At 72.2% G+C, this 21,528-nt stretch carries 26 protein-coding genes; 25 read left to right on the top strand and 1 reads right to left on the bottom strand.

What is annotated here, in order from left to right; translation table 11 throughout:
- Positions 1-106 precede the first annotated feature (106 nt).
- The 16 genes from C7S10_RS13340 to C7S10_RS13265 all read left to right on the top strand — a co-directional run bounded on the left by C7S10_RS13340 (position 107) and on the right by C7S10_RS13265 (position 13,613).
- On the top strand, positions 107-1,186 hold the full coding sequence (locus C7S10_RS13340; RefSeq protein ID WP_108344921.1) for an amidohydrolase family protein: 1,080 nt from the start codon (positions 107-109) through the stop codon (positions 1,184-1,186).
- On the top strand, positions 1,183-1,842 hold the full coding sequence (locus tag C7S10_RS13335) for a GNAT family N-acetyltransferase (RefSeq protein ID WP_108344920.1): 660 nt from the start codon (positions 1,183-1,185) through the stop codon (positions 1,840-1,842). Before C7S10_RS13340 ends, C7S10_RS13335 begins: the two co-directional genes overlap by 4 nt.
- 211 nt (positions 1,843-2,053) lie before the next feature.
- Positions 2,054-2,575, top strand: a complete 522-nt coding sequence (gene rpsP, locus C7S10_RS13330) for a 30S ribosomal protein S16 (RefSeq protein WP_108344919.1) — start codon at positions 2,054-2,056, stop codon at positions 2,573-2,575.
- Positions 2,576-2,580: 5 nt separating this feature from the next.
- Positions 2,581-2,823, top strand: a complete 243-nt coding sequence (locus tag C7S10_RS13325; protein ID WP_108344918.1) for an RNA-binding protein — start codon at positions 2,581-2,583, stop codon at positions 2,821-2,823.
- 92 nt (positions 2,824-2,915) lie between these two features.
- On the top strand, positions 2,916-3,485 hold the full coding sequence (gene rimM, locus C7S10_RS13320) for a ribosome maturation factor RimM (RefSeq protein WP_207769370.1): 570 nt from the start codon (positions 2,916-2,918) through the stop codon (positions 3,483-3,485).
- On the top strand, positions 3,482-4,648 hold the full coding sequence (gene trmD, locus C7S10_RS13315) for a tRNA (guanosine(37)-N1)-methyltransferase TrmD (RefSeq protein WP_108344917.1): 1,167 nt from the start codon (positions 3,482-3,484) through the stop codon (positions 4,646-4,648). Before rimM ends, trmD begins: the two co-directional genes overlap by 4 nt.
- Before the next feature lie 199 nt (positions 4,649-4,847).
- On the top strand, positions 4,848-5,198 hold the full coding sequence (gene rplS, locus C7S10_RS13310; protein ID WP_108344916.1) for a 50S ribosomal protein L19: 351 nt from the start codon (positions 4,848-4,850) through the stop codon (positions 5,196-5,198).
- A 59-nt stretch (positions 5,199-5,257) separates the two neighbouring features.
- Complete coding sequence (lepB, locus tag C7S10_RS13305) at positions 5,258-6,112, top strand: signal peptidase I (RefSeq protein ID WP_108344915.1); 855 nt, start codon at positions 5,258-5,260, stop codon at positions 6,110-6,112.
- The gene (gene lepB / locus C7S10_RS13300) at positions 6,093-6,869 is read left to right on the top strand and encodes a signal peptidase I (RefSeq protein WP_108344914.1); all 777 of its coding nucleotides are present in this window, start codon (positions 6,093-6,095) and stop codon (positions 6,867-6,869) included. Before lepB (C7S10_RS13305) ends, lepB (C7S10_RS13300) begins: the two co-directional genes overlap by 20 nt.
- Positions 6,862-7,614, top strand: a complete 753-nt coding sequence (locus C7S10_RS13295; RefSeq protein ID WP_108344913.1) for a ribonuclease HII — start codon at positions 6,862-6,864, stop codon at positions 7,612-7,614. The genes lepB (C7S10_RS13300) and C7S10_RS13295 overlap by 8 nt, the downstream gene beginning before the upstream one ends.
- 2 nt (positions 7,615-7,616) lie before the next feature.
- Complete coding sequence (locus C7S10_RS13290) at positions 7,617-7,925, top strand: DUF2469 domain-containing protein (protein ID WP_108344912.1); 309 nt, start codon at positions 7,617-7,619, stop codon at positions 7,923-7,925.
- A 123-nt stretch (positions 7,926-8,048) separates the two neighbouring features.
- Entirely contained in the window at positions 8,049-8,432 is a 384-nt protein-coding gene (locus C7S10_RS13285) for a YraN family protein (protein WP_108344911.1), read from the top strand.
- Positions 8,429-10,039, top strand: a complete 1,611-nt coding sequence (locus tag C7S10_RS13280; protein ID WP_108344910.1) for a YifB family Mg chelatase-like AAA ATPase — start codon at positions 8,429-8,431, stop codon at positions 10,037-10,039. The genes C7S10_RS13285 and C7S10_RS13280 overlap by 4 nt, the downstream gene beginning before the upstream one ends.
- On the top strand, positions 10,036-11,160 hold the full coding sequence (gene dprA / locus C7S10_RS13275) for a DNA-processing protein DprA (protein ID WP_108344909.1): 1,125 nt from the start codon (positions 10,036-10,038) through the stop codon (positions 11,158-11,160). The genes C7S10_RS13280 and dprA overlap by 4 nt, the downstream gene beginning before the upstream one ends.
- Positions 11,161-11,241: 81 nt before the next feature.
- Complete coding sequence (locus C7S10_RS13270) at positions 11,242-12,195, top strand: tyrosine recombinase XerC (protein WP_108344908.1); 954 nt, start codon at positions 11,242-11,244, stop codon at positions 12,193-12,195.
- Positions 12,196-12,233: 38 nt separating this feature from the next.
- Positions 12,234-13,613, top strand: a complete 1,380-nt coding sequence (locus tag C7S10_RS13265) for a ferredoxin reductase family protein (RefSeq protein ID WP_108344907.1) — start codon at positions 12,234-12,236, stop codon at positions 13,611-13,613.
- 227 nt (positions 13,614-13,840) lie between these two features.
- Here the strand turns inward: C7S10_RS13265 and C7S10_RS13260 are convergent, their stop codons facing one another.
- Entirely contained in the window at positions 13,841-14,428 is a 588-nt protein-coding gene (locus C7S10_RS13260; protein ID WP_108344906.1) for a M23 family metallopeptidase, read from the bottom strand.
- A 421-nt stretch (positions 14,429-14,849) separates the two neighbouring features.
- On the opposite strand from C7S10_RS13260, the gene rpsB reads away from it, so the two are divergent.
- The 9 genes from rpsB (at position 14,850) to C7S10_RS13215 (ending at position 21,490) form a co-directional block, all read left to right on the top strand.
- On the top strand, positions 14,850-15,992 hold the full coding sequence (rpsB, locus tag C7S10_RS13255) for a 30S ribosomal protein S2, sunset domain variant (RefSeq protein ID WP_108344905.1): 1,143 nt from the start codon (positions 14,850-14,852) through the stop codon (positions 15,990-15,992).
- A 75-nt stretch (positions 15,993-16,067) separates the two neighbouring features.
- Entirely contained in the window at positions 16,068-16,880 is an 813-nt protein-coding gene (gene tsf, locus C7S10_RS13250; RefSeq protein ID WP_108344904.1) for a translation elongation factor Ts, read from the top strand.
- Positions 16,881-17,021: 141 nt separating this feature from the next.
- Positions 17,022-17,738 carry a UMP kinase gene (gene pyrH, locus C7S10_RS13245; RefSeq protein ID WP_108344903.1) on the top strand — a complete coding sequence of 239 codons (717 nt, stop codon included), beginning with the start codon at positions 17,022-17,024 and terminating at the stop codon, positions 17,736-17,738.
- A 78-nt stretch (positions 17,739-17,816) separates the two neighbouring features.
- Positions 17,817-18,371, top strand: a complete 555-nt coding sequence (frr, locus tag C7S10_RS13240) for a ribosome recycling factor (protein WP_207769379.1) — start codon at positions 17,817-17,819, stop codon at positions 18,369-18,371.
- 21 nt (positions 18,372-18,392) lie between these two features.
- Entirely contained in the window at positions 18,393-19,277 is an 885-nt protein-coding gene (locus C7S10_RS13235; protein WP_108344901.1) for a phosphatidate cytidylyltransferase, read from the top strand.
- A 5-nt stretch (positions 19,278-19,282) separates the two neighbouring features.
- Positions 19,283-20,068: an SDR family oxidoreductase gene (locus C7S10_RS13230; protein WP_108344900.1), complete on the top strand. Its 786-nt coding sequence runs from the start codon at positions 19,283-19,285 to the stop codon at positions 20,066-20,068.
- On the top strand, positions 20,065-20,616 hold the full coding sequence (locus C7S10_RS13225) for a DUF2238 domain-containing protein (protein WP_108344899.1): 552 nt from the start codon (positions 20,065-20,067) through the stop codon (positions 20,614-20,616). The genes C7S10_RS13230 and C7S10_RS13225 overlap by 4 nt, the downstream gene beginning before the upstream one ends.
- Entirely contained in the window at positions 20,613-21,137 is a 525-nt protein-coding gene (locus C7S10_RS13220) for a histidine phosphatase family protein (protein WP_108344898.1), read from the top strand. Before C7S10_RS13225 ends, C7S10_RS13220 begins: the two co-directional genes overlap by 4 nt.
- Complete coding sequence (locus C7S10_RS13215; RefSeq protein ID WP_243395360.1) at positions 21,134-21,490, top strand: hypothetical protein; 357 nt, start codon at positions 21,134-21,136, stop codon at positions 21,488-21,490. The genes C7S10_RS13220 and C7S10_RS13215 overlap by 4 nt, the downstream gene beginning before the upstream one ends.
- The last annotated feature ends 38 nt before the right edge of the window (positions 21,491-21,528 follow it).

Genomic DNA, 21,528 nt, shown 5'->3' with positions numbered 1-21,528 from the left:
GCCCCCCCGGGCAGATCGATCATGATGCTCCCGACTTTCGTGCGCGAGGCGCCGGGTGTCATGACCGGATCTGGGGACATCGACGCCGGGCGCTAGGTTCGGGGCCATGACGCCGATGCGCTTCCGCGGCCCGGTCCTGCCCGACGGCGAGGTCCGCGACCTCTACGTCGTGGGGGACACCGTCACCCATGAGCCGCAGGCCGGGGCCGAGACGGCCGCCGAGGGCTGGATCGTGCCCGGACTGGTCGACGCGCACTGCCACATCGGGCTCGACGACCACGGCGCCGTGGACGACGCCGAGGCGGAGGCGCAGGCGCTGCTCGACCGCGACGCCGGGGCGCTCCTGATCCGCGACTGTGGCTCGGCCGCCGACACCGCGTGGATGCACGGGCGCGACGACCTGCCCCGCCTGATCCGCGCCGGGCGGCACATCGCGCGCACCAAGCGCTACATCCGCAACTACGCCCACGAGGTCGAGCCGCCGTCGCTCGTCGAGACCGTGGTGGTGGAGGCCCGGCGCGGGGACGGTTGGGTCAAGCTGGTCGGCGACTGGATCTCCCGCGACACGGGCGACCTCGCCCCGTCGTTCCCCGCCGAGGACTTCGCGGCCGCGATCGCCGCCGCCCACGAGCACGGCGCGAAGGTGACCGCGCACTGCTTCGGCGAGGCCGTGCTGCCCGCGCTGATCGAGGCGGGGATCGACTGCATCGAGCACGGCACCGGTCTCTCCACCGACCTCGCCGAGACGATGGCGGCCCGGGGGATCGCGCTGGTCCCGACCGTGATGCAGATCGAGAAGTTCCCGCAGTACGCCGAGGCGGGCCGCGACAAGTTCCCGCAGTACTCCGCCCACATGGGCGACCTGCACGCCCGTCAGCGCGACACGATCATGGCGGCCCACGAGCTGGGGGTCGCCCTCTACGCCGGCTCCGACGGCGGCGGCGTCAGCCGGCACGGCAACATCGCCGGCGAGGTGCTGGCGATGCACCAGCTCGGGATGCCGGCCGACTACGCCCTCGGCGCCGCCTCCTGGCGGGCCCGCGAGTGGCTGGGATGGAACGCGACCCTCGACGAGGGGGCGCCCGCCGACTTCGTCGTCTATCCGCGCGACCCGCTGCTCGACCTCACCGTGCTCCACGAGCCGTCGTACGTCGTGCTGCGCGGCCGGACGGTGGTCGCGCCGTGAGCGCCGCACGCACGATCGGCGACGTCTTCCCCGTCCTCGACCTGCGGGTCACCGCCGGCGACCTCGAGCTGCGCGGGATCAGCGACGACGACCTGGTGACCCTCGGCGCGCTCGCCGCCGAGGGCATCCACAGCCCCGACCGGATGCCGTTCTCGTTCCCGTGGACCGACGTGCCGGCCGAGGACCTCCCGCTCAACTTCGCGCAGTACCACTGGCGCACCCGCGCCGACTTCTCCCCGTCGTCGTGGGTGCTCAACCTCGGGGTGTGGTTCCGCGGGGAGCTCGTCGGCGTCCAGGGCGTGACGACCAGCAACTTCGTCGTACGCCGCACCGGCGAGACCGGGTCGTGGCTGGGAGCCGCCCATCAGGGCCGCGGGCTGGGCACCGTGATGCGCCAGGCGATGTGCGTCCTGCTCTTCGACCACCTGGGCTTCACGGAGATCACGTCGGGTGCCTTCGTGGACAACCCGGCGTCGCTGGCCGTCAGCCGCAAGGTCGGCTACCGCGTCAACGGCGCCGAGCGCTACGAGCGACGCGGCGAGCTGGCCGAGATGACCATGCTGGTGCTCCGTCCCGAGGACCTGGTGCGCCCGGAGGTGCCGGTCGAGGTGCGCGGCGCCGACCGGGTGCGTCCGCTGATCGGCGTCGAGGACTGAGGTCCGTCCGGGGTCCGTCCCGCGTCGCGACGTACACCCTCGACGCGATTGGTCGGTTGCGACCCGGACGTGGCAGAATCGCGCGCTGAGTCGCAGCAGTGGCAGGGCCCTCTCTCCCGGTCGCCGCGGCGCCCCATCGGACCACCCGACCCGGACCCCACCCGGCGGCGGTCGTCCACACACCACCATTTCCTGAGGAGACACCACAGACGTGGCCGTCAAGATCCGTTTGAAGCGCCTGGGCAAGATCCGGGTCCCGCAGTACCGCATCGTCGTCGTCGACTCGCGCAAGAAGCGCGACGGTCGTGTGATCGAGGAGATCGGCAAGTACCACCCCAAGGAGGACCCCTCGTACATCGAGGTCGTCTCCGACCGGGCGCAGTACTGGCTCGGCGTCGGCGCGCAGCCGTCCGAGGCCGTCGCCGCGATCCTCAAGGTCACCGGTGACTGGCAGACCTTCAAGGGCCTGCCCGGCACCGAGGGCACCCTGAAGGTCAAGGAGCCGAAGCGCGACAAGATCGACATCTTCAACGAGGCCCTCAAGGAGGCCGCGAGCGAGCCGAAGGCTGCCGCGACCACCGCCAAGAAGAAGACCGAGAAGAAGACCGAGGAGCCGGCCGCCGCCGAGGCGCCGGCCGAGGTCCCTGCCTCCGAGACCCCCGAGGGCGCGGCTGCCGAGGCTGAGGCGGCCGAGACCGTCACCGCCGAGGACGCCGGCAAGAGCGAGAGCTGAGCCCCGTGCTCGCCGAGGCACTCGAGCACCTCGTCCGGGGGGTCGTCGACAACCCGGACGACGTCTCGGTCCGTGACAAGCAGCTGCGTCGTGGCGCCGTCCTCGAGGTCCGGGTCCACCCCGACGACCTCGGGAAGGTGATCGGCCGCAACGGCCGCACCGCCACGGCATTCCGCACCGTCATCTCGGCCCTCGCGGGTCGCGGCGGTGCCCGCGTCGACTTCGTGGACGTCGACCGCCGCCGCTGACCCACACGTGCACCACGCCCACGGGCGCCACCCCACTCGGGGTGGCGCCCGTCGGCGTCTCCGGCCCGGTCGGGCACCGATACGCTGACGCCGTGGAGAGCATCGAGGTCGTGGTCGGCCGCATCGGCAAGCCGCACGGCATCCGTGGCGAGGTCACGATCGACGTCCGCACCGACGAGCCGGAGCGCCGGTTCGCTCCCGGCACCACCGTGCGGGCCCAGCCGCCGCAGGGGTCGGCCAGCCGCATCTCCAGCCTCACCGTGGGTCGCGCCCGCTGGCACCAGCAGGTGCTGCTGGTGACGTTCGAGGAGATCGTCGACCGCAATGCCGCCGAGGCCGCCCGCGGGATCGTCCTCCACGCCACGCTCGGCCCGGACGACGCTCCGGAGGACCCGGAGGAGTTCTACGACCACCAGCTCATCGGTCTCGCGGCGTACGACGAGGAGGGGACGCACCTCGGCGAGCTGACCGCCGTCGTGCACGGCGCCGCCCAGGACCTCCTGACCATCCGCACCCCCGACGGGCGCAGCACCCTGGTGCCGTTCGTGGCCGCGCTGGTGCCCGAGGTCGACGTGGCCGCTGGTCGGGTCGTCATCGCGGACCGGCCCGGGCTGGTCGCCCCGTTCCCCGACGAGAAGGACCAGTCGGAGGGCCGGGCGTGAGGATCGACATCGTCTCGATCTTCCCCGACTACCTCGCCCCGCTCGAGCTCAGCCTGCCCGGCAAGGCCCGGGCGAAGGGGCTCCTCGACATCGTCGTCCACGACCTGCGCGACTGGACGACCGACCGCCACCACACGACCGACGACACCCCGTACGGCGGTGGCGCGGGGATGGTGATGAAGCCCGAGCCGTGGGGCGCGGCGCTCGACGAGGTGGCCGCTGGCGCGACCATCGTCTTCACCACGCCCAGCGGCCAGCCCTTCACCCAGGCCGTGGCCCGTGAGCTGTCCGGCCACGACCACCTCGTCTTCGCCTGCGGGCGCTACGAAGGCATCGACCAACGCGTGATCGACCACGCCGCGACGATCGGCACGGTCCGCGAGATCTCGCTCGGCGACTACGTCCTCAACGGGGGAGAGGTGGCCGCGCTGGCGATCACCGAGGCCGTCGTCCGGCTGGTCCCCGGGTTCATGGGCAACGCCGAGTCGCTGGTGGAGGAGTCGCACGAGGACGGCCTCCTGGAGTACCCCGTCTTCACCAAGCCCGCCTCGTGGCGCGGCCACGACGTCCCCGACGTGCTGCTCTCCGGTGACCACGCGCGCATCGCCGCCTGGCGGCGCGAGCAGGCGCTGCAGCGCACGGCAGCCCGGCGGCCCGACCTCGTCGCGCCCACCTCCGTCGGCGCCGACGAGGTCCGACTCGCCGTCCCCGCCGACGCCGGCGAGCTCCTCACCCTCCAGCTCGCCTGCTGGGTCGCCGAGCAGCAGGCCAACCCGGACGTCGAGATCCATGCCCTGCACGAGACGCTCGACGACGTACGCCGCTGGCTGGACCGCTGGACCGTCGTGGTCCGCCGACGGGGTGGCCGGCTGGTCGCCGCCGCGCGGGGACGGGTCGAGACCCACGGCGAGCACGAGGGCGCCTGGGACGTCGGCCGGCTGATGGTGGCCCCCGACCTCCAGGGGCAGGGCCTCGGGCGCGACATGCTGGAGCGCATCGAGGCGGCGGCGCCGGCCGGCGTGGCGTCGTACGTCCTGTTCACCGGCGCCGGCAGCGCCGACAACATCCGGATGTACAAGAAGGCGGGCTACCGCCTGCGCGGGGCCGCCCCCGGCGAGCCGGGCGCCGTCGTCCTGACCAAGAGGCGCCGGTCTCCCCGCTGATTTCCCCGGGCGCGACCCGATCTGGCAGACTCGGCCCTTGGTCCAGCCGGCCAAACTCTCGTCCCGCAGAACACGCGCGGGGCAGACGCGACGATCACCTGCCACAGGGGGTGTGCGACGCCGCCGGCCACCACGGCCGGACCAGCCGATCCACCCATCCGATACCGCGGCCGACCTGTGGCATCCGTGAGGAGTCATCATGACCAACGTGCTCAACGAGCTCGTCAGCAGCACCCTTCGCACCGACGTCCCGGCCTTCCGCGCCGGTGACACCGTCAACGTCCACGTGAAGGTCATCGAGGGCAGCCGCTCGCGTGTCCAGCAGTTCCAGGGCGTCGTCATCCGCGTCCACGGCTCGGGCGTCGGCCGCACCTTCACCGTCCGCAAGGTCACCTTCGGCGTCGGCGTCGAGCGCACCTTCCCGCTGCACTCCCCGATCTTCGACAAGATCGAGGTCGTCACCCGCGGTGACGTCCGTCGCGCCAAGCTCTACTACCTCCGCAACCTGCGCGGCAAGGCCGCCAAGATCAAGGAGCGTCGCGAGTTCTGAGCCGACGCTCAGCGCGCCACGAGTCCTGAGATCGACCAGACTCTGGTTAGTCTCTGCAAGTGACTTCACACGACCGCGGTCTTCCTCCGACTGACACCCAGCCGGAGGGGCCGCGGTCGTCGTCTTCCCCGGAGGACGGCCCCGGTTGGGGCGCCGATCCGGCGCCCGGATCCGCGGCGGACAAGCCGAAGGAGCACCACCTGGCGCTGTGGGCGGAGGCGCTCCTGCTGCTCGCCGTGGCGCTGGTGCTGGCTGTCGCGATCAAGGCGTTGTTCCTGCAGGCGTTCTACATCCCGTCGGAGTCGATGGAGCCGGGGCTGGTCAAGGACGACCGGATCCTGGTGCAGAAGGTGTCCTACTGGGGTGGCGGCGAGCCGCAGCGCGGGGACGTCGTGGTGTTCAAGGACCCGGGCGGCTGGTTGAACGCCGCCGAGTCGGCCGGACCGACCGGCACCATCCCCAAGGCCATGGCCAAGATCGGGCTCTACCCCTCGGGTGGCCACCTGGTGAAGCGGGTGATCGGAGTGGCGGGCGACGTGATCGAGTGCTGCGACGACCAGGGGAGGATCCTGGTCAACGGTCAGCCGCTGGACGAGGACTCCTACGTCAAGGACGACCCCGACACGCAGTGCAACGGCCCGATGGTCGACCAGTGCACGACGGACTGGAAGGCCGGCCCGGTGCCGGAGGGCCACGTCTTCGTGATGGGCGACAACCGGGGCCACTCCGCCGACTCGACCGTGCACATGTGCCGTCCGAAGGCCGAGACCGACTGCGTCCCGGGCCAGGAGTTCGTGGCCGACGACCTCGTGGTCGGTCGCGTTTTCGTGCTCCTGTGGCCGCGCGAGCGCTTCGACTGGCTCTCGCGCCCGGCCACCTTCGAGGACGTCCCCGATGGTTCCTCGGGGTCCTGACGCCGTACGCCCGGTGCACGCGAGCGACAACCACGGCACCGAGCCGGCCAGGCGCCAGCTGCCGCTGTGGCAGGAGACGATCCTCCTCCTCGCCGTGGCGCTGGTGCTGGCTGTCGCGATCAAGGCGTTGTTCCTGCAGGCGTTCTACATCCCGTCGGAGTCGATGGAGCCCGGCCTGGTCAAGGACGACCGGATCCTGGTGCAGAAGGTGTCCTACTGGGGTGGCGGCGAGCCGCAGCGCGGGGACGTCGTGGTCTTCAAGGACCCCGGCGACTGGCTCAGCCCGGCCGAGTCCGCGGGCCCGACCGGCCTGCTTCCCAGGGTGATGACGAAGATCGGGCTCTACCCCTCGGGCGGCCACCTGGTGAAGCGGGTGATCGGAGTGGCGGGCGACGTGATCGAGTGCTGCGACGACCAAGGGAGGATCCTGGTCAACGGTCAGCCGCTGGACGAGGACTCCTACGTCAAGGACGACCCCGACACGCAGTGCAACGGGCCGATGGTCGACCAGTGCACGACAGACTGGAAGGCCGGCCCGGTGCCGGCGGGCCACGTCTTCGTGATGGGCGACAACCGCAACCACTCCGCCGACTCCTCCTACCACCTGTGCAAGCCCCGCGCCAGGGGCTGCGAGCCCGGCGACGAGTTCGTCGACGACGACCTGGTCGTCGGTCGCGTGTTCGTGCTGCTGTGGCCGAGCAGCCGCTTCGACTGGCTGACCCGCCCCGAGACCTTCGCGGACGTCCCCGATGCCTGACACCTCCCCGCTCGTCGCCGAGCCGACCCACCTGCCGTCCGGGGCGACCGTGCGCCGCGACGCCGGCCTCTACGGCTACGAGCGAGCGCTGCGACGGGTCGGCATCGAGCCCATCGCCGGCGTGGACGAGGCCGGTCGTGGCGCCTGCGCGGGTCCGCTGGTCGCCGGAGCCTGCATCCTCCCCGCGGGCAAGGCCGGGATCGTGCCGGGTCTCGCCGACTCCAAGCTGCTCACCGAGAAGGCCCGCGAGCGGGTCTACGCCCAGGTCGTGCGCCGCGCGGTGGCCTGGTCGGTCGTCGTGATCGACTCCGAGGAGTGCGACCGGCTCGGGATGCACGTCGCCAACGTCGAGGCGCTGCGCCGGGCGGTCGCCCTGCTCGAGGAGCGTCCGTCCTACGTCCTGACCGACGGGTTCCCCGTCGACGGCCTGGAGGTCCCGGGGCTGGCCGTGTGGAAGGGCGACCGGGTCGCTGCGTGCATCGCCGCCGCCTCCGTGCTCGCCAAGGTGACACGGGACCGGATGATGGTCGAGCTCGACGCGACGTACCCCGCCTACGACTTCAAGACCCACAAGGGCTACATCACCGACGTGCACGCCGCGGCGCTCGATGAGCACGGCCCCTCGCCGGTGCACCGGATGAGGTTCGTCAACGTGCGGCGGGCCGCGGGGCTCGAGCCCACCCCGGGTGTGCAGAATGAGGCCGAGCAGGCCGCTGCGTCGTCAGCGGCGCACGAGGAGGAGTGAGCATGAGCGCCGAGGAGCTCGAGAAGTACGAGACCGAGATGGAGCTCACCCTCTACCGGGAGTATCGCGACGTCGTCTCCATCTTCAAGTACGTCGTGGAGACCGACCGCCGCTTCTACCTCTGCAACCAGGTGGACGTCCGGGCGCGCACCGAGAACGGTGACGTGTTCTTCGAGGTCTCGATGACCGACGCGTGGGTGTGGGACATGTACCGCCCGGCCCGCTTCGCCAAGAACGTCAAGGTGCTGACCTTCAAGGACGTCAACGTCGAGGAGCTCAGCGAGCAGGAGATCGAGCCCCCCAAGGGCTGATCGCGGGTCGCGAACCGCGCACAGGCGGCCCCGACCGGGTCTCCTCCACAGGCTGGTGCCGTCGCCGCGGCCGGCTGTCCGTGCCGGCAGGTGTGCTGGGACCTCCGAACGAGGAGGTCACCGATGGACACCGGTCAACCCACGACACGTCTCACCCACAACCAGGCGCTGGGGGCGTACGGCGAGCTCCTGGCCGCCCGCCACCTGGTCGGCCAGGGCATGGTGCTGCTCGACCACAACTGGCGCTGCGCCCAGGGCGAGATCGACCTCGTGCTGCGGGAGGGCCGCACCCTCGTGGTCTGCGAGGTCAAGACGCGCAGCTCGCACGACTACGGCACGCCCCACGAGTCGATCGGCCGGGCCAAGCTCGACCGGCTCCGCCGCCTCGCGGCCGCCTGGCTCGAGGCCCACGCTGCCCGGCCGGCCGATGTGAGGATCGACCTGGTCGCCGTGCTCCAGCCGCGCGACGGCGTCCCCGAGATCGACCACGTCCGGGGACTGACGTGACTGCCCTGGCCACCGCCCGGAGCCTGGCGCTGGCCGGCACCGCCGGGCACCTGATCGACGTGCAGGTCGACATCTCGCCCGGGATCCCCGGCACCTCGCTGGTCGGTCGACCCGACAAGGCCCTGCAGGAGGCGCGCGACCGGGTGCGGATGGCGATCACCAACGCCGCGCCGCCGTGGCCCGCCACGAGACGGGTGACGATCCTGCTCGCGCCCGCCGACCTCCCCAAGCGGGGCACCCACTTCGACCTCGCGATCGCCGTCGCGGTGAAGTGCGCCGACCAGTCCAAGCCGCGGGAGGGCGCCGCCGACCACCGCGTCCCGCCGGCGTCGCTCGAGGACACCGCCTTCATCGGCGAGCTGACCCTGTCCGGCCACCTGCGCCCCGTCAGCGGCGTGCTCCCGATGGTGCTCGCCGCTCGGGAGCGAGGGATCCGCCGGGTCTTCGTGCCCGAGCCGCAGGCCGGCGAGGCGGCGATGGTGCCCGGGATGACCGTGTTCGGCATGCGCTCACTGGCCCAGGTCGTCGCCGAGCTCCGCGGCGAGGAGGTCCCCGGCGCGCCACCCGTCGAGGGGTCGTCCTCCGGCCGGCTGCTGTCGTGGCGCGGGCAGGACCTGCGCGACGAGGTCGACATGGCCGAGGTGGAGGGCATGGAGGACGTCGTCTTCGCCGTGACCGTCGCCGCCGTCGGCGGGCACCACATCATGCTCAGCGGTCCGCGCGGCGCCGGGAAGACGACGGTGGCCGAGCGGATCCCGACGATCCTGCCCGACCTGACCCTCGAGCAGTCGCTGGAGGTGACGGCCGTCCACTCGCTCGTCGGCGCCCTCGACGCACTGGTCACCCGTCCGCCCTGGTTCCAGCCCCACCACGACGCGAGCCGCGCCAGCATCCTCGGCGGCGGCACCGGCCGGGCCCGCCCCGGCGAGGTGAGCCTCGCCCACCACGGCGTGCTCTTCCTCGACGAGTTCCCGCTGTTCCGCTCCGACGTCATCGACGCGCTGCGGCAGCCGTTGGAGGCGGGGGAGGTCACGATCGCGCGCGGGGAGGAGTCGGCGACCTTCCCCGCCCGGGCCATGGTGGTGCTCGCCGCCAACCCGTGCCCGTGCGGCAACTTCCACGCCACGGGGGCCGGCCTCGAGTGCGACTGCACCGACCCGATCCGCCGCAACTACCAGCGCAAGCTGAGCGGCCCGATCGTCGACCGGATCGACATCTGGCGCGAGCTCCAGCACATGCCCGGGCACCGCGGTCGCGACCCCTTCGCCCGCCGACACAGCTCGGCCGACATCCGGGCGGCGGTCGCGGCGGCGCGGGCCCGCCAGGTCGCGCGCTACGCCGGACTGGGCTTCGCTCTCAACTCCGCCGTCCCCGGGCCGGTGCTGGCGGAACGGTGGCCGCTGCCGCCCGACGGGCAGCGCATCCTCGACGACGCCATGACCAGGGGCACCCTGACCCGGCGCGGCATCACGCGGGTGCACCGCGTCGCCCTGTCGGTCGCCGATCTCGCCGGCCGTCCGGCTCCGCTGCTCGAGGACGTCGAGACGGCGCTGGCGCTCCGTTCCGGAGGCGCGATCGGTCTTGCCGCCATGGAGCTCGCCTCGTGAGCGCCGAGCAGGAGCGGCTCGCCCGCGTGCGGTTGAGCCACGCCGTCGAGCCCGGCGACGGCCACGTCGCCGATCGCGTCCTCGAGATCGGCGCGCAGGCCACGATCGACGAGGTCGTCGCGCTGGGACAGCGACCGGAGCTGGTCGCGCGGCTGCGCGACGTCGACCCCGACCGGGTGCTGGAGATCGCCGAGCGGACCGGACTCAGGTTCGTCACCCCGGCGGACGTCGAGTGGCCCACGCAGCTTGACGACCTCGGCCACGGCCAGCGGGTGCAGGGCATGGGCGGCGTGCCCGTCGGACTGTGGGTGCGCGGCCCGATGCGGCTCGACGAGCTGGCCGGGTCGATCGCCGTGGTCGGCTCGCGGTCGGCCACGTCCTACGGCTTCGGCGTGGCCACCGAGGTGGCCGCGACCGTCGCCCGGGCCGGGTCGCCGGTGGTCTCCGGGGCGGCGTTCGGCATCGACCAGGCGGGTCACCGTGGGGCCCTGTCCGCCGGTGGCGCCACGGTCGCGGTGCTCGCCTGCGGCGCCGACCGGGTCTACCCGGCGGCCCACCGCGAGCTGGTCGACCACGTCGCCACCCACTTCGCGGTGGTCTCCGAGGCCCCGATCGGCTCGGCGCCCACCAAGGTCCGCTTCCTGTCCCGCAACCGGCTGATCGCCGCCCTGTCCACCGGGACGGTGCTCGTCGAGGCGGCGTTGCGCAGCGGTGCCCTCAACACCGCCCACTGGGCCGACGACCTCAGCCGTGTCCTCATGGGCGTGCCGGGGCCCGTCACCAGCGTGACGTCCCAGGGCGTGCACGAGCGCATCAGGGTGGGAGCGGCCACCCTGGTCACCAGCGGGCTCGAGGTGCTGGAGCTGACCGGCCTCGCCGGCCAGCACCTGGTCACCCCGCCGCGAGGACCCGACCGACCCCACGACGCCTTCTCCGTCGACGAGGTCCGGGTGCTCGACGCCGTGCCCGTCTCCCGCGGCGCCAGTGCGGCCTCGATCGCCGGCGTCGCGGGGGTCAGCGCGCAGGAGGCCGATCGGGTCCTGCGCGCCATGACCGACGCCGGCCTCGTCCGGCTCGACGTCGACGGGTGGCGGGTCGTGGCCCCGGGGAGCGCGCGGTGACGGGGCGAGGCTCGCTGCGCCGTACGCCGCTGTCCGTCGTGGCTCCGGAGCGCGGCGCCGTCCGCGACCTACGATCCCCCCATGGTGACCAGCGGCGCGGGGGAGGAGTCCGCGCCGGAGGCTCTCCCGGAGTCGATGGCTCGGGTGCTGGGCGACTACGAGCGCCACCTGACCTCGGAGCGCGACCTGACCGCGCACACGGTCCGTGCCTACCTCGGCGACCTGGCCGGTCTCCTCGACCACGCGACCCGCCTCGGCCTGGACGACGTGACGCAGCTCGACCTCCGCACGCTGCGGAGCTGGCTGGCCAAGCAGCAGACCATGGGGCGCTCGCGCACGACGATCGCGCGACGCGCCACGGCCGCGCGCGTGTTCACCGCGTGGCTGGCCCGGACCGGGCGGGCTCCGAGTGACGCGGGCGCGTCGCTCGGGTCGCCCAAGAAGCACAAGTCCCTGCCGCCGGTGCTGCGTGCCGACGAGGCCTCCGACCTGATCCGGGCCGCCACCGAGCGGGCCGACGACGGCTCGCCCGTGGGCCTGCGTGACGTCGCGATGTTGGAGCTGCTCTACGCCACCGGGATCCGCGTCGGCGAGCTGGTCGGCCTCGACATCGACGACCTCGACACCCAGCGGCAGGTCGTGCGGGTCTTCGGCAAGGGCCGCAAGGAGCGGTCCGTGCCCTACGGCCGCCCCGCCGCCCGGGCCGTCGACCGGTGGCTCACGTCCGGCCGCCCCTCGCTCCGGATCGAGGGTGCCGGCGCCGCGCTCTTCCTCGGCGCGCGCGGTCGCCGGATCGACCAGCGCGCCGTGCGCGAGCTGGTCCACCGCCGGATCGCCGACGTGCCCGGCGCGCCCGACATGGGCCCGCACGGGCTGCGCCACACCGCGGCCACCCACCTCCTCGAGGGCGGCGCCGACCTCCGGTCCGTCCAGGAGCTGCTCGGTCACGCCTCGCTGGCCACCACCCAGCTCTACACGCACGTCACCACGGACCGGCTGCGCCAGGCCTACCGCCAGGCCCACCCCCGCGCCTGAGCGGCGCTGGGTGCGAGGACCGCTGGCAGACTCGTGACGTGAGCCCGTCGCCTGCCCGTGCCGCGGCACGGCCGGGCATCGGCCGGGCCGTCGCGCGGCTGTTCGTCCTCGTGGGTGTGGCCACGCTGCTGGTCACGACGTCCATCGCCTACCGCTCGCTCGGCGAGCTCCTCGACTACCTGGCCGACCCGCTGACGCCTCGTCTCCAGGAGGCCCTCGCCACCGGACTCTGGTCGGCCAACCTGATGCTGCTCCAGGTGCTGACACTGGCGCGACTGCCGTGGCTGGAACGGGCCTGCGGGCGCGACGTGCTGACCCGGTGGCACCGACAGCTCGGCACCTGGTCGGTCTGGCTGATGCTGGCGCACGTGCTGCTGTTCCTGGTGCAGCGCGTCTCGCGCGAACCCGATGCCGTGGGTGCGGCGCTGTGGCAGCTCTTCGCCGTCGAGCCGTGGATGTGGGCGGCGAGCGTCGGCACGCTGCTGGTCCTGCTGGTCGTGGTGTCCTCGATCCTCGAGATCCGCCGGTGGCTGCGCTACGAGACCTGGCACCTGCTCCACCTGTGGGCCTACCTCGGCATCGGACTGGCGCTTCCGCACCAGCTCGTGGGCGGCGAGCTCGGTCGAGGGTGGACCGGCGTCTACTGGTGGACCCTCTACCTCGCCACGCTGGCTGCCGTCGTGTGGTTCCGGGTCGTCGTCCCGCTCCGCCGCACCCGCCGTGCGGCCCTCCGGGTCGAGGAAGTGCGGGAGGAGGCGCCCGGCGTGGTCACCGTCTCGATGCGGGGCCGACACCTTGACGAGCTCGCCGCGCGGCCGGGCCAGTTCTTCGTGTGGCGCTTCCTCGGCGGCCGCGCGGGGCTACGCGGGCACCCCTACTCGCTCTCCGCTGCTCCGACCGACGAGCACCTGAGGGTCACCGTGTCGACCGAGGGCGACGGCGGCGCGCATGTCGCCGGGCTGACGGCGGGGACGCGCGTCGCCGTCGAGGGTCCGTACGGCGCACTCGCCGACCTGCGTCGCCGGCACCCGCGCCTGCTGCTGCTCGCCGCGGGGGTCGGAATCACCCCGTTCCGGGCGCTCCTGGGCGGGGGCGGGTTCGCGCCGGGCGAGGTCACGCTGATCCACCGCGCGGCCCACCCCGCCCACGTGCTGTTCGAGGACGAGCTCGCCGAGCTCGCCGCCCGGGACGGGATCTGTGTCGAGGTGCTCACCGGGCCGCGCCGCGAGCGCGGCTCGTGGTTGCCGGAAGGGCCCACCGGCTCCGACGAGGACGAGCTGCTGCGGCTGGTCCCCGACCTGCTCGGCCGCGACGTGGTCGTGTGCGGGCCGGTCGGGTGGTCCGCGGCCGTCCGCCGGGCGCTGCGCCGGGCCGGAGTCGCGGATCGCGACGTCCACACCGAGCAGTTCGGCTGGTGACCTCTGCCGGTGGCCCACCCACATTCTGACCCCCGGAACTGTGGTTGTGGCACCGCTGCGGGGGTGTCGTCGGCGGTTCGGTCGCGGGCCGGTGGCCCACCCACCTTCGACGCCGCGGAAATGTGGTTGTGCCACCGCCGGAAGGTTGTCGTCGGCGGGTCGGTGACTCGCCGGTGGGTCAGCCACGTTCCGTACGAGATGTGGCTGTGCCACCGCTCGAGAGGGGGTCACGGGAGGTAGCCGGCGAGGGGCGACCACCCGTCGTACGGCAGGGGCGGGGCGTGCCAGGAGGCGGTGCCGTGGTCGACCGGCTCGTCGCGCCACAGGGGGAGCAGGCGCACCCGGCCGTCGCCCACGAGGAGGAGCGGGTCGAGGTAGGTCTCGCCGCGCAGCCACCCCCAGTGGAGGCAGGCGGCGGGGAAGCAGTGGCTGAAGGCGACCTCGAGCGTCCCGATCCGCTGGCCGGCGGTGACGGGCGTGCCGACCGCGATCGTCGAGGCGACCGGTTCGTACGTCGTCCGGGTGTCGCCGTGGGAGACGGTGACGACCGGCTTCCCGGCGATGTGACCGGCGAACGCGACGGTGCCGGCCAGCGCGGTGCGCACCGGCTGCCCGATCGAGCCGGCCAGGTCGACGCCGCGGTGCCCCGGGCCCCACGGGTCGTCCGGTGGGTCGAACCCGTGCACCACCTCCGGCTCGGGGGCCAGCGGCCAGACCCCCACCGGGTCGGCGTCGGGGCCGGGGGCAGGGAGGGCGGGGGAGCAGGTCGCGAGCACGACCAGCACGCCGAGGAGGAGGGAGCGCAGGACGGGCATCGCCCCACTCTCGGGTCCTCGCCGCGGCGGGGCACGCGCCCAGCGGCGTACCTGTGGACGAGCCGCTCGGGGATGACGCTGTGGACGGCGCGCGGCCCGGGTCGAGGCCGGCCAGGGCTCGATTGGCCCAGCAGCGCGGGCGTGGCCTACGATTCGCAGAGCAGCCCAGCACCATCTTGTTCCACCGGGCTGACTTCGCACGCTCGCAGACCGCGACGGCCTCTCTTCTGGGGCCGACCGCCCGTGGGCGCCGATCCTCGGTTCCGGCTCAGCGATGAGCCGGGTCGGATCGCGCGTGAGCGTCAGGGCCGAGGGCACCCGTCCGAGGCATCAACTGAAAACCACAGAGACCCGACGACCGGTCCGTCCTGACTCAAGGACGGGCGCAACGGCACGCGGGCTCGTCACACAGGAGAATCACATGGCAGTCGTCACCATGCGCCAGCTGCTCGAGAGCGGCGTCCACTTCGGTCACCAGACCCGTCGTTGGAACCCCAAGATGAAGCGCTTCATCATGACCGAGCGCAACGGCATCTACATCATCGACCTGCAGCAGTCGCTGGCCTACATCGACCGGTCCTACGCCTTCGTCAAGGAGACCGTCGCCAAGGGCGGTGTCGTGATGTTCGTCGGCACCAAGAAGCAGGCCCAGGAGGCCATCGCCGAGCAGGCGACGCGCGTCGGGATGCCCTACGTCAACCAGCGCTGGCTCGGCGGCATGCTCACCAACTTCCAGACGGTGCACCAGCGGATCAACCGCCTCAAGGAGCTCGACGAGATCGACTTCGAGAACGTCGCGGGATCCGGTCGCACCAAGAAGGAGCTCCTGCAGATGAAGCGGGAGCGCGACAAGCTCGACAAGACGCTCGGCGGCATCCGCGAGATGTCCAAGGTCCCCTCCGCGGTGTGGATCGTCGACACCAACAAGGAGCACCTGGCCGTCGAGGAGGCGCGCAAGCTGCGGATCCCGATCATCGGCATCCTCGACTCCAACTGCGACCCCGACCTGGTCGACTTCCCGATCCCGGGCAACGACGACGCCATCCGCGCCGTCGGCCTGCTGACCCGCGTGGTCGCCGACGCCGTCGCCGAGGGCCTCATCGCCCGCTCCGGCGCCAAGAGCACCGACGCCACCACCGCCGAGCCCCTGGCCGAGTGGGAGCGCGAGCTCCTCGAGGGTGACGCCGAGAAGACCGCCGTCGAGGCCACCGGTGGCGACGTCAAGACCGACGACACCCCGGCCGCCGAGGCGACCGGTGCCGCTGCCGAGGCCCCCGCCGCCCAGGCCGCCGCCGAGTCCGCGACCGAGATCAAGTCCTTCGCGGCTGCTCCCGCCGAGGACGAGAAGGCCGCTCCCGCCGAGGTCGAGTACGCCGACTCCGCCCCCGCCACCGAGGACGGCTCGGCTCCCGAGGGCTTCGAGATCAAGGGCAACAAGGACTCGATGAAGTTCCACGCGCCCACGAGCCCGTGGTACTCCCGCACCAAGGCCGAGGTCTGGTTCAAGACGGCCGAGGCCGCCGAGGCCGCCGGCTTCGTGAACGCCGAGCAGAAGAACGACTGATCCGCTGGCGGGCCGCGAGGAGACTCGCGGCCCGCTCCAGCTGGTCGACACCCACGCACCGAGAGAAGAGGGATCATGGCTGACTTCACCGCCGCCGACGTCAAGAAGCTCCGTGAGCTGACGCAGGCCGGGATGATGGACTGCAAGAAGGCGCTGACCGAGAGCGACGGCGACTTCGACAAGGCCGTCGAGCTGCTCCGCGTCAAGGGTGCCGCCAAGGCCGCCGCCCGCGGTGCCGAGCGCGAGACCGCCGCCGGCCTCGTCGCCACCTCCGGCAACGCCCTGGTCGAGCTCAAGAGCGAGACCGACTTCGTCGCCAAGAACGAGGACTTCATCGCGAAGGCGCAGCAGATCGCCGACGTCGCCGACGCGGTCAAGGCCACCGACACCGACGCGCTCAAGGCCGCCGAGCTCGACGGCAAGACCGTCGGCGAGGTCGTCGAGGAGCTCGCCATCACCATCGGCGAGAAGATCGAGCTGGGCGAGGTCGCCTACTTCGAGGGCAACACCGTCACCTACATGCACAAGCGTGCCGCCGACCTGCCGCCCGCCGTGGGCGTGCTGGTCGAGTTCGACGGTGACGCCGCTGCCGCCCGCGCCGCCGCCATGCAGATCGCCGCGATGAAGGCGCAGTACCTCACCCGCGACGAGGTCCCCGCGGACGTCGTCGAGAGCGAGCGCTCCATCGCCGAGCAGAAGACCCGCGAGGAGGGCAAGCCCGAGCAGGCGATCGCCAAGATCGTGGAGGGTCGCCTCGGTGGGTTCTACAAGGAGATCGTCCTGCTCGAGCAGGAGTCGGTCTCCGAGGCCAAGAAGACGGTCAAGGCCGTCCTCGACGAGGCCGGCACCACCGTCAAGCGCTTCGCGCGCTTCGAGGTCGGCGCCTGAGCGCTGCCTCACCGATCGATCCGACAGGGGTCGTACGCCGCTCGGCGTACGGCCCCTGCGGCCATTTCGCCCCCTCGGTGGAGTCGAGTAGGTTTCGGGTGCACCGACCTGCCGACGAGTGAGCCTGCGAAGGGATCCTGAGTGACCGCCTACAACCGTGTCCTGATCAAGCTCTCCGGTGAGGTCTTCGGTGGCGGCAAGGTCGGCGTCGACCCCGACGTCGTGTCGCAGGTGGCGCGCGAGATCGCGGCGGTGGTGCGCGACGGCGTCGGCGTCGCCATCGTGGTGGGCGGCGGCAACTTCTTCCGCGGCGCCGAGATGCAGCAGCGCGGAATGGACCGCTCGCGCGCCGACTACATGGGCATGCTCGGCACGGTGATGAACTGCCTGGCGCTCCAGGACTTCCTGGAGAAGGAGGGCATCGAGACCCGCGTGCAGACCGCGATCGCGATGGGTCAGGTCGCCGAGCCCTACATCCCGCGCCGCGCCATGCGCCACCTCGAGAAGGGGCGCGTCGTCATCTTCGGCGCCGGGGCCGGCATGCCGTTCTTCTCCACCGACACGGTCGCCGCACAGCGCGCGCTGGAGACGCGCTGCGAGGTCGTGCTGATGGCCAAGCAGGGCGTCGACGGCGTCTACAGCGCCGACCCGAAGAAGGACCCCACCGCCACCAAGTACGACACGCTCACCTTCGCAGAAGCGCTCCAGCAGGGCATCAAGATCGCCGACGCCACGGCCTTCGCCCTGTGCATGGAGAACAACATGCCGCTGGTCGTCTTCGGCGCCGAGGACGAGGGCGCGATCCTGCGCATCGTCCGGGGTGAGAAGATTGGCACGCTGGTGAGCCGCGACGGCTGATCGTCGCGCGCCGCCCACCGCCTACCGACCGACCACCCGCCGTACGCCCGAGCACGACCACCCCAGGAGCATCCCGTGATCAACGAAGTTCTCAATGACGCCGACAACAAGATGGGCAAGTCCGTCGAGGCGACGCGCGAGGAGTTCGCGGCGATCCGGGCGGGTCGCGTCAACCCGAGCATGTTCAGCAAGATCACGGCCGACTACTACGGCACGCCGACCCCGCTGCAGGCGCTCGCGTCCTTCACCGCCCAGGACGCCCGCACGATCCTGATCGCCCCCTTCGACATCAGCGCGATGCCCAGCATCGAGAAGGCGATCCGCGACTCCGACCTGGGCGTCAACCCGTCCAACGACGGCAAGGTGCTGCGCGCGGTCTTCCCCGAGCTGACCGAGGAGCGTCGCAAGGACTACATCAAGCTCGCCCGGGGCAAGGCGGAGGACGGCCGCGTCTCGGTGCGCAACGTCCGCCGCAGCGCCAAGCAGGGCCTCGAGAAGCTCGAGAAGGACGGCGAGGTCGGCCAGGACGACGTCACCGGCGCGGAGAAGAAGCTCGACGGGATCACCAAGAAGCACACCGACGCGATCGACGACATGCTGAAGAACAAGGAAGCCGAGCTGCTCGAGGTCTGAGCGACCCCGAGCCCCCTCACCATGACGACCCCCGACGCGCCGCTCGCGCCCAAGAAGGACCACGGCCGAGCCGGACGCGACCTGCCGGCCGCCGTCACCTCGGCGGTGGTGCTGGTCGCGGCGATCCTGCTCTCGCTGTTCTTCTGGAAGACCGCCTTCATGGCGATCGTCGCGGTCGCCGTCGCGGTCGCCGTCTGGGAGCTGCACAAGGGGCTCTCGGCCAAGGACATCGACATCCCCGAGCAGCCGCTGATGCTCGGCGGGGTCGTGATGGTGGTCGTCGCCTACTTCTGGGGTGCGCCCGCGCTCGTCACCGCCACCGCGGTGACTGCCCTGGTCATCATGTTGTGGCTGCTGCGCCGGGGCGTCGACGGTTACGTCAAGAACGCCACCGCCGCCGTCTTCACCCTCGTCTACGTGCCCTTCCTCGGCTCGTTCGTCGCGCTGCTCCTCGCCGAGGGTGGCACCGATCCCGCCCTCGGGTTCGACCTCGACGACGACGGCATCCGCGCCGTCATCACCTTCATCGCCATCACGGTCGCCTCCGACACCGGCGGCTACGTCGCCGGCGTGCTGTTCGGCAAGCACCCGATGGCGCCGGTCATCTCGCCGAAGAAGTCGTGGGAGGGCTTCGCGGGCTCGGTGCTCGCCTGCATCGGTGTCGGCGTCTGGCTGGTGACGGCCTTCCTCGGCGGCGACTGGTGGGTGGGGGTCGTCCTCGGCCTCGTCACCGCCCTGATGGCGACCCTCGGCGACCTCTGCGAGTCGGTCATCAAGCGCGACCTCGGCATCAAGGACATGAGCCAGGTCGTCCCCGGCCACGGCGGCCTGATGGACCGGCTCGACTCGCTCCTCGCCACGGCCGCCCCGATCTGGCTGCTGCTCCACTACCTCGTCTTCCAGTAGGCCCGGTGCGCCTCCTCGTCACCGGCGGCAGGACCGGCTACCTCGGCCGCCACGTCGTCCGCCGGGCCCTCGACGCGGGCCTGGACGTGGTCGCCGTCGGGTCGCTCGACGCCGACCTCCGCGACGCCGCCGCCGTCGAGGGGCTGGTCGCCCGGCACCGACCGGACGCGATCGTCCACACGGCCTACGTGCAGGCCGACTGGGCGGTGACCGCGACCGGCGCCGCCCACGTCGCGACCTCCGCAGCCCGCCACGGGGCGCGCCTCGTCCTGGTCTCCAGCGACGTCGTCTTCTCGGGCGCCGACGGTCGCTACGACGAGTCCGCCCCGCCCGACCCGATCACGGCGTACGGCGCTGCGAAGGCCGCCGCCGAGACCACTGCCCTCGCCGTGTGCCCCGACGTGGTGGTCGCCCGCACGTCGCTGATCCTCGGCGACGGCGACTCGCAGCACGAGCGGCTCGTGCACCAGCTCGTGGCCACGGGCAGCGGCGCGCTCTTCGAGGACGAGCGCCGGTGCCCGGTGCACGTCGAGGACCTCGCTGACGCCCTCGTCGAGCTCGCCGGCTCCGATCGCCAGGGCGTGATCCACGTCGCCGGTGCGGACCCGATGAGCCGGTTCGCGCTCGGCCGGTTGATCGCGCGCCGCGACGGGTTGGACCCCGGCGCGCTGCGGGCCACGACCCGTGCCGCGGCGAAGGTGGCCGGCCCCGTCGACGTACGCCTCGACTCGACCGTCGCGTCGCGGGTGCTGACCACCCGGCTGCGCGGGGCGACGGAGTTCCTGTCGTGAGGCGCTGGTTCGCGCTCGCCGTCGCCGCCCTCACCGTCGTGCAGCTGGCCGTCGGCGCGTTCAGCGGGCTGCAGCAGTACGACGGCAAGGGCTTCGGCTACCGCCTCCTCGCCTATCCGGTCCTGATGGCGGTGCCGCCCCTCCTCTGGGCGTGGCGACACCGCGGCGACGCGCCGCCGTGGGGCGCCGTCGCGCTGGTGTGGTCGCCGTTCCTGCTCGACGTCACCGGCAACACCCTCGACCTCTTCGACGCGGTGGTCTGGTGGGACGACCTGATGCACTTCATCAGCTGGGGACTGCTGTGCGGCGGTCTCGGGCTGCTGCTGGTGCCGCACCTGCGCCCGGCGTGGCTGCAGGTGCTGCTGGTGACGGGTCTGGGGTCGCTGCTCGCCATCGGCTGGGAGCTGGGGGAGTGGTGGACCTTCATCCGCCGCGGCACCGAGCTGGACGGGGCCTACCAGGACACCCTCGGGGACGAGGCACTCGGGACGCTCGGCGCGCTCCTCGCCGGACTGGGACTGGCGGGCTGGACGGGGCGCCAGCGATGACGCTGCACCTGGTCCGCCACGGCCGCCCGCTGGTCGAGCCCGACCGGCCCGCGGCCGACTGGGAGCTCGACCCCGCCGGCTTCGACGACGTCTGGGCCCTGCGCGAGCGGCTGCCCGGTCGCGCAGCGTGGTTCTGCTCGCCGGAGCCGAAGGCCCAGCAGACGGCGCAGCTGCTCACCGAGGGCGACGTCGGGATCGTCGACGACCTGCGTGAGCACGAGCGTGCCGCCGGGTGGCTCGACGACTTCGCCGAGCGGGTCGAGGCCGCCTTCGCGCGCCCCGACGAGCCCGCCGCACCGGGCTGGGAGCCGCTGGCCGACACGCGGGCGCGGGTCGTCCCCGCCGTAGGCCGCATCCTGGACGTCCACCCGGACGTCGATGTCGTCCTGGTGGGTCACGGCACCGCCTGGACGCTGCTGGCGGCCGAGCTGGGCGGCCACGCACCCGACCTCGAGAGGTGGAGGTCCCTCGGCATGCCCGACCTGATCACGCTGCCTCTCGCGCCTACGATGGACCCATGAGCGCGCCCCACATGACGACCGAGGTCGACCAGCCGGTCGACGAGACGCGCAACTGGTGGCACCGCAGCCACCCGACGTTCGCGGCGATCACCGGCTTCTTCGCCGGCATGCTCTTCGTGACCGCCCTGCCGGGCGGCTTCGCGGCCCTGCTGCGTTGGCTGTTCTCCTACGAGACGGCCGAGACGCTGTTCCCGCTCGTGCTGATCGCCCTGGCGCTGCCGATCTTCCTGCTGGCCAAGCGCAAGACCCGCCGCTTCGGCATCTTCATGGTCATCGGGATGGTGCTCACGGCGCTGGTGGTGCTCGGGGTCGCGTCGCTGGTCCTCTACTTCATGGTGCAGATCGACGGCTGAATCGCCGATTCCTCACACCGGGTGGGAGAATCGTCGGG

The sequence above is a fragment of the Nocardioides currus genome, assembly GCF_003057875.1.
Taxonomy (GTDB): Bacteria; Actinomycetota; Actinomycetes; order Propionibacteriales; family Nocardioidaceae; genus Nocardioides; species Nocardioides currus.
Note: the sequence above shows the minus strand (reverse complement) of the source record. Positions and strands in the feature narration are given on the sequence as shown.

What these genes read in the sequence shown, in the direction of transcription:
- C7S10_RS13340 (WP_108344921.1), top strand. Translation starts at nt 107, where the DNA reads ATGACGCCGATGCGCTTCCGCGGCCCGGTCCTGCCCGACGGCGAGGTC.
- C7S10_RS13220 (WP_108344898.1), top strand. Translation starts at nt 20,613, where the DNA reads ATGACGCTGCACCTGGTCCGCCACGGCCGCCCGCTGGTCGAGCCCGAC.
- C7S10_RS13290 (WP_108344912.1), top strand. Translation starts at nt 7,617, where the DNA reads ATGAGCGCCGAGGAGCTCGAGAAGTACGAGACCGAGATGGAGCTCACC.
- C7S10_RS13295 (WP_108344913.1), top strand. Translation starts at nt 6,862, where the DNA reads ATGCCTGACACCTCCCCGCTCGTCGCCGAGCCGACCCACCTGCCGTCC.
- C7S10_RS13235 (WP_108344901.1), top strand. Translation starts at nt 18,393, where the DNA reads ATGACGACCCCCGACGCGCCGCTCGCGCCCAAGAAGGACCACGGCCGA.
- lepB (WP_108344914.1), top strand. Translation starts at nt 6,093, where the DNA reads ATGGTTCCTCGGGGTCCTGACGCCGTACGCCCGGTGCACGCGAGCGAC.
- rpsB (WP_108344905.1), top strand. Translation starts at nt 14,850, where the DNA reads ATGGCAGTCGTCACCATGCGCCAGCTGCTCGAGAGCGGCGTCCACTTC.
- C7S10_RS13260 (WP_108344906.1), bottom strand. Translation starts at nt 14,428, where the DNA reads ATGCCCGTCCTGCGCTCCCTCCTCCTCGGCGTGCTGGTCGTGCTCGCG.
- rplS (WP_108344916.1), top strand. Translation starts at nt 4,848, where the DNA reads ATGACCAACGTGCTCAACGAGCTCGTCAGCAGCACCCTTCGCACCGAC.
- tsf (WP_108344904.1), top strand. Translation starts at nt 16,068, where the DNA reads ATGGCTGACTTCACCGCCGCCGACGTCAAGAAGCTCCGTGAGCTGACG.
- C7S10_RS13285 (WP_108344911.1), top strand. Translation starts at nt 8,049, where the DNA reads ATGGACACCGGTCAACCCACGACACGTCTCACCCACAACCAGGCGCTG.
- C7S10_RS13270 (WP_108344908.1), top strand. Translation starts at nt 11,242, where the DNA reads ATGGTGACCAGCGGCGCGGGGGAGGAGTCCGCGCCGGAGGCTCTCCCG.
- C7S10_RS13215 (WP_243395360.1), top strand. Translation starts at nt 21,134, where the DNA reads ATGAGCGCGCCCCACATGACGACCGAGGTCGACCAGCCGGTCGACGAG.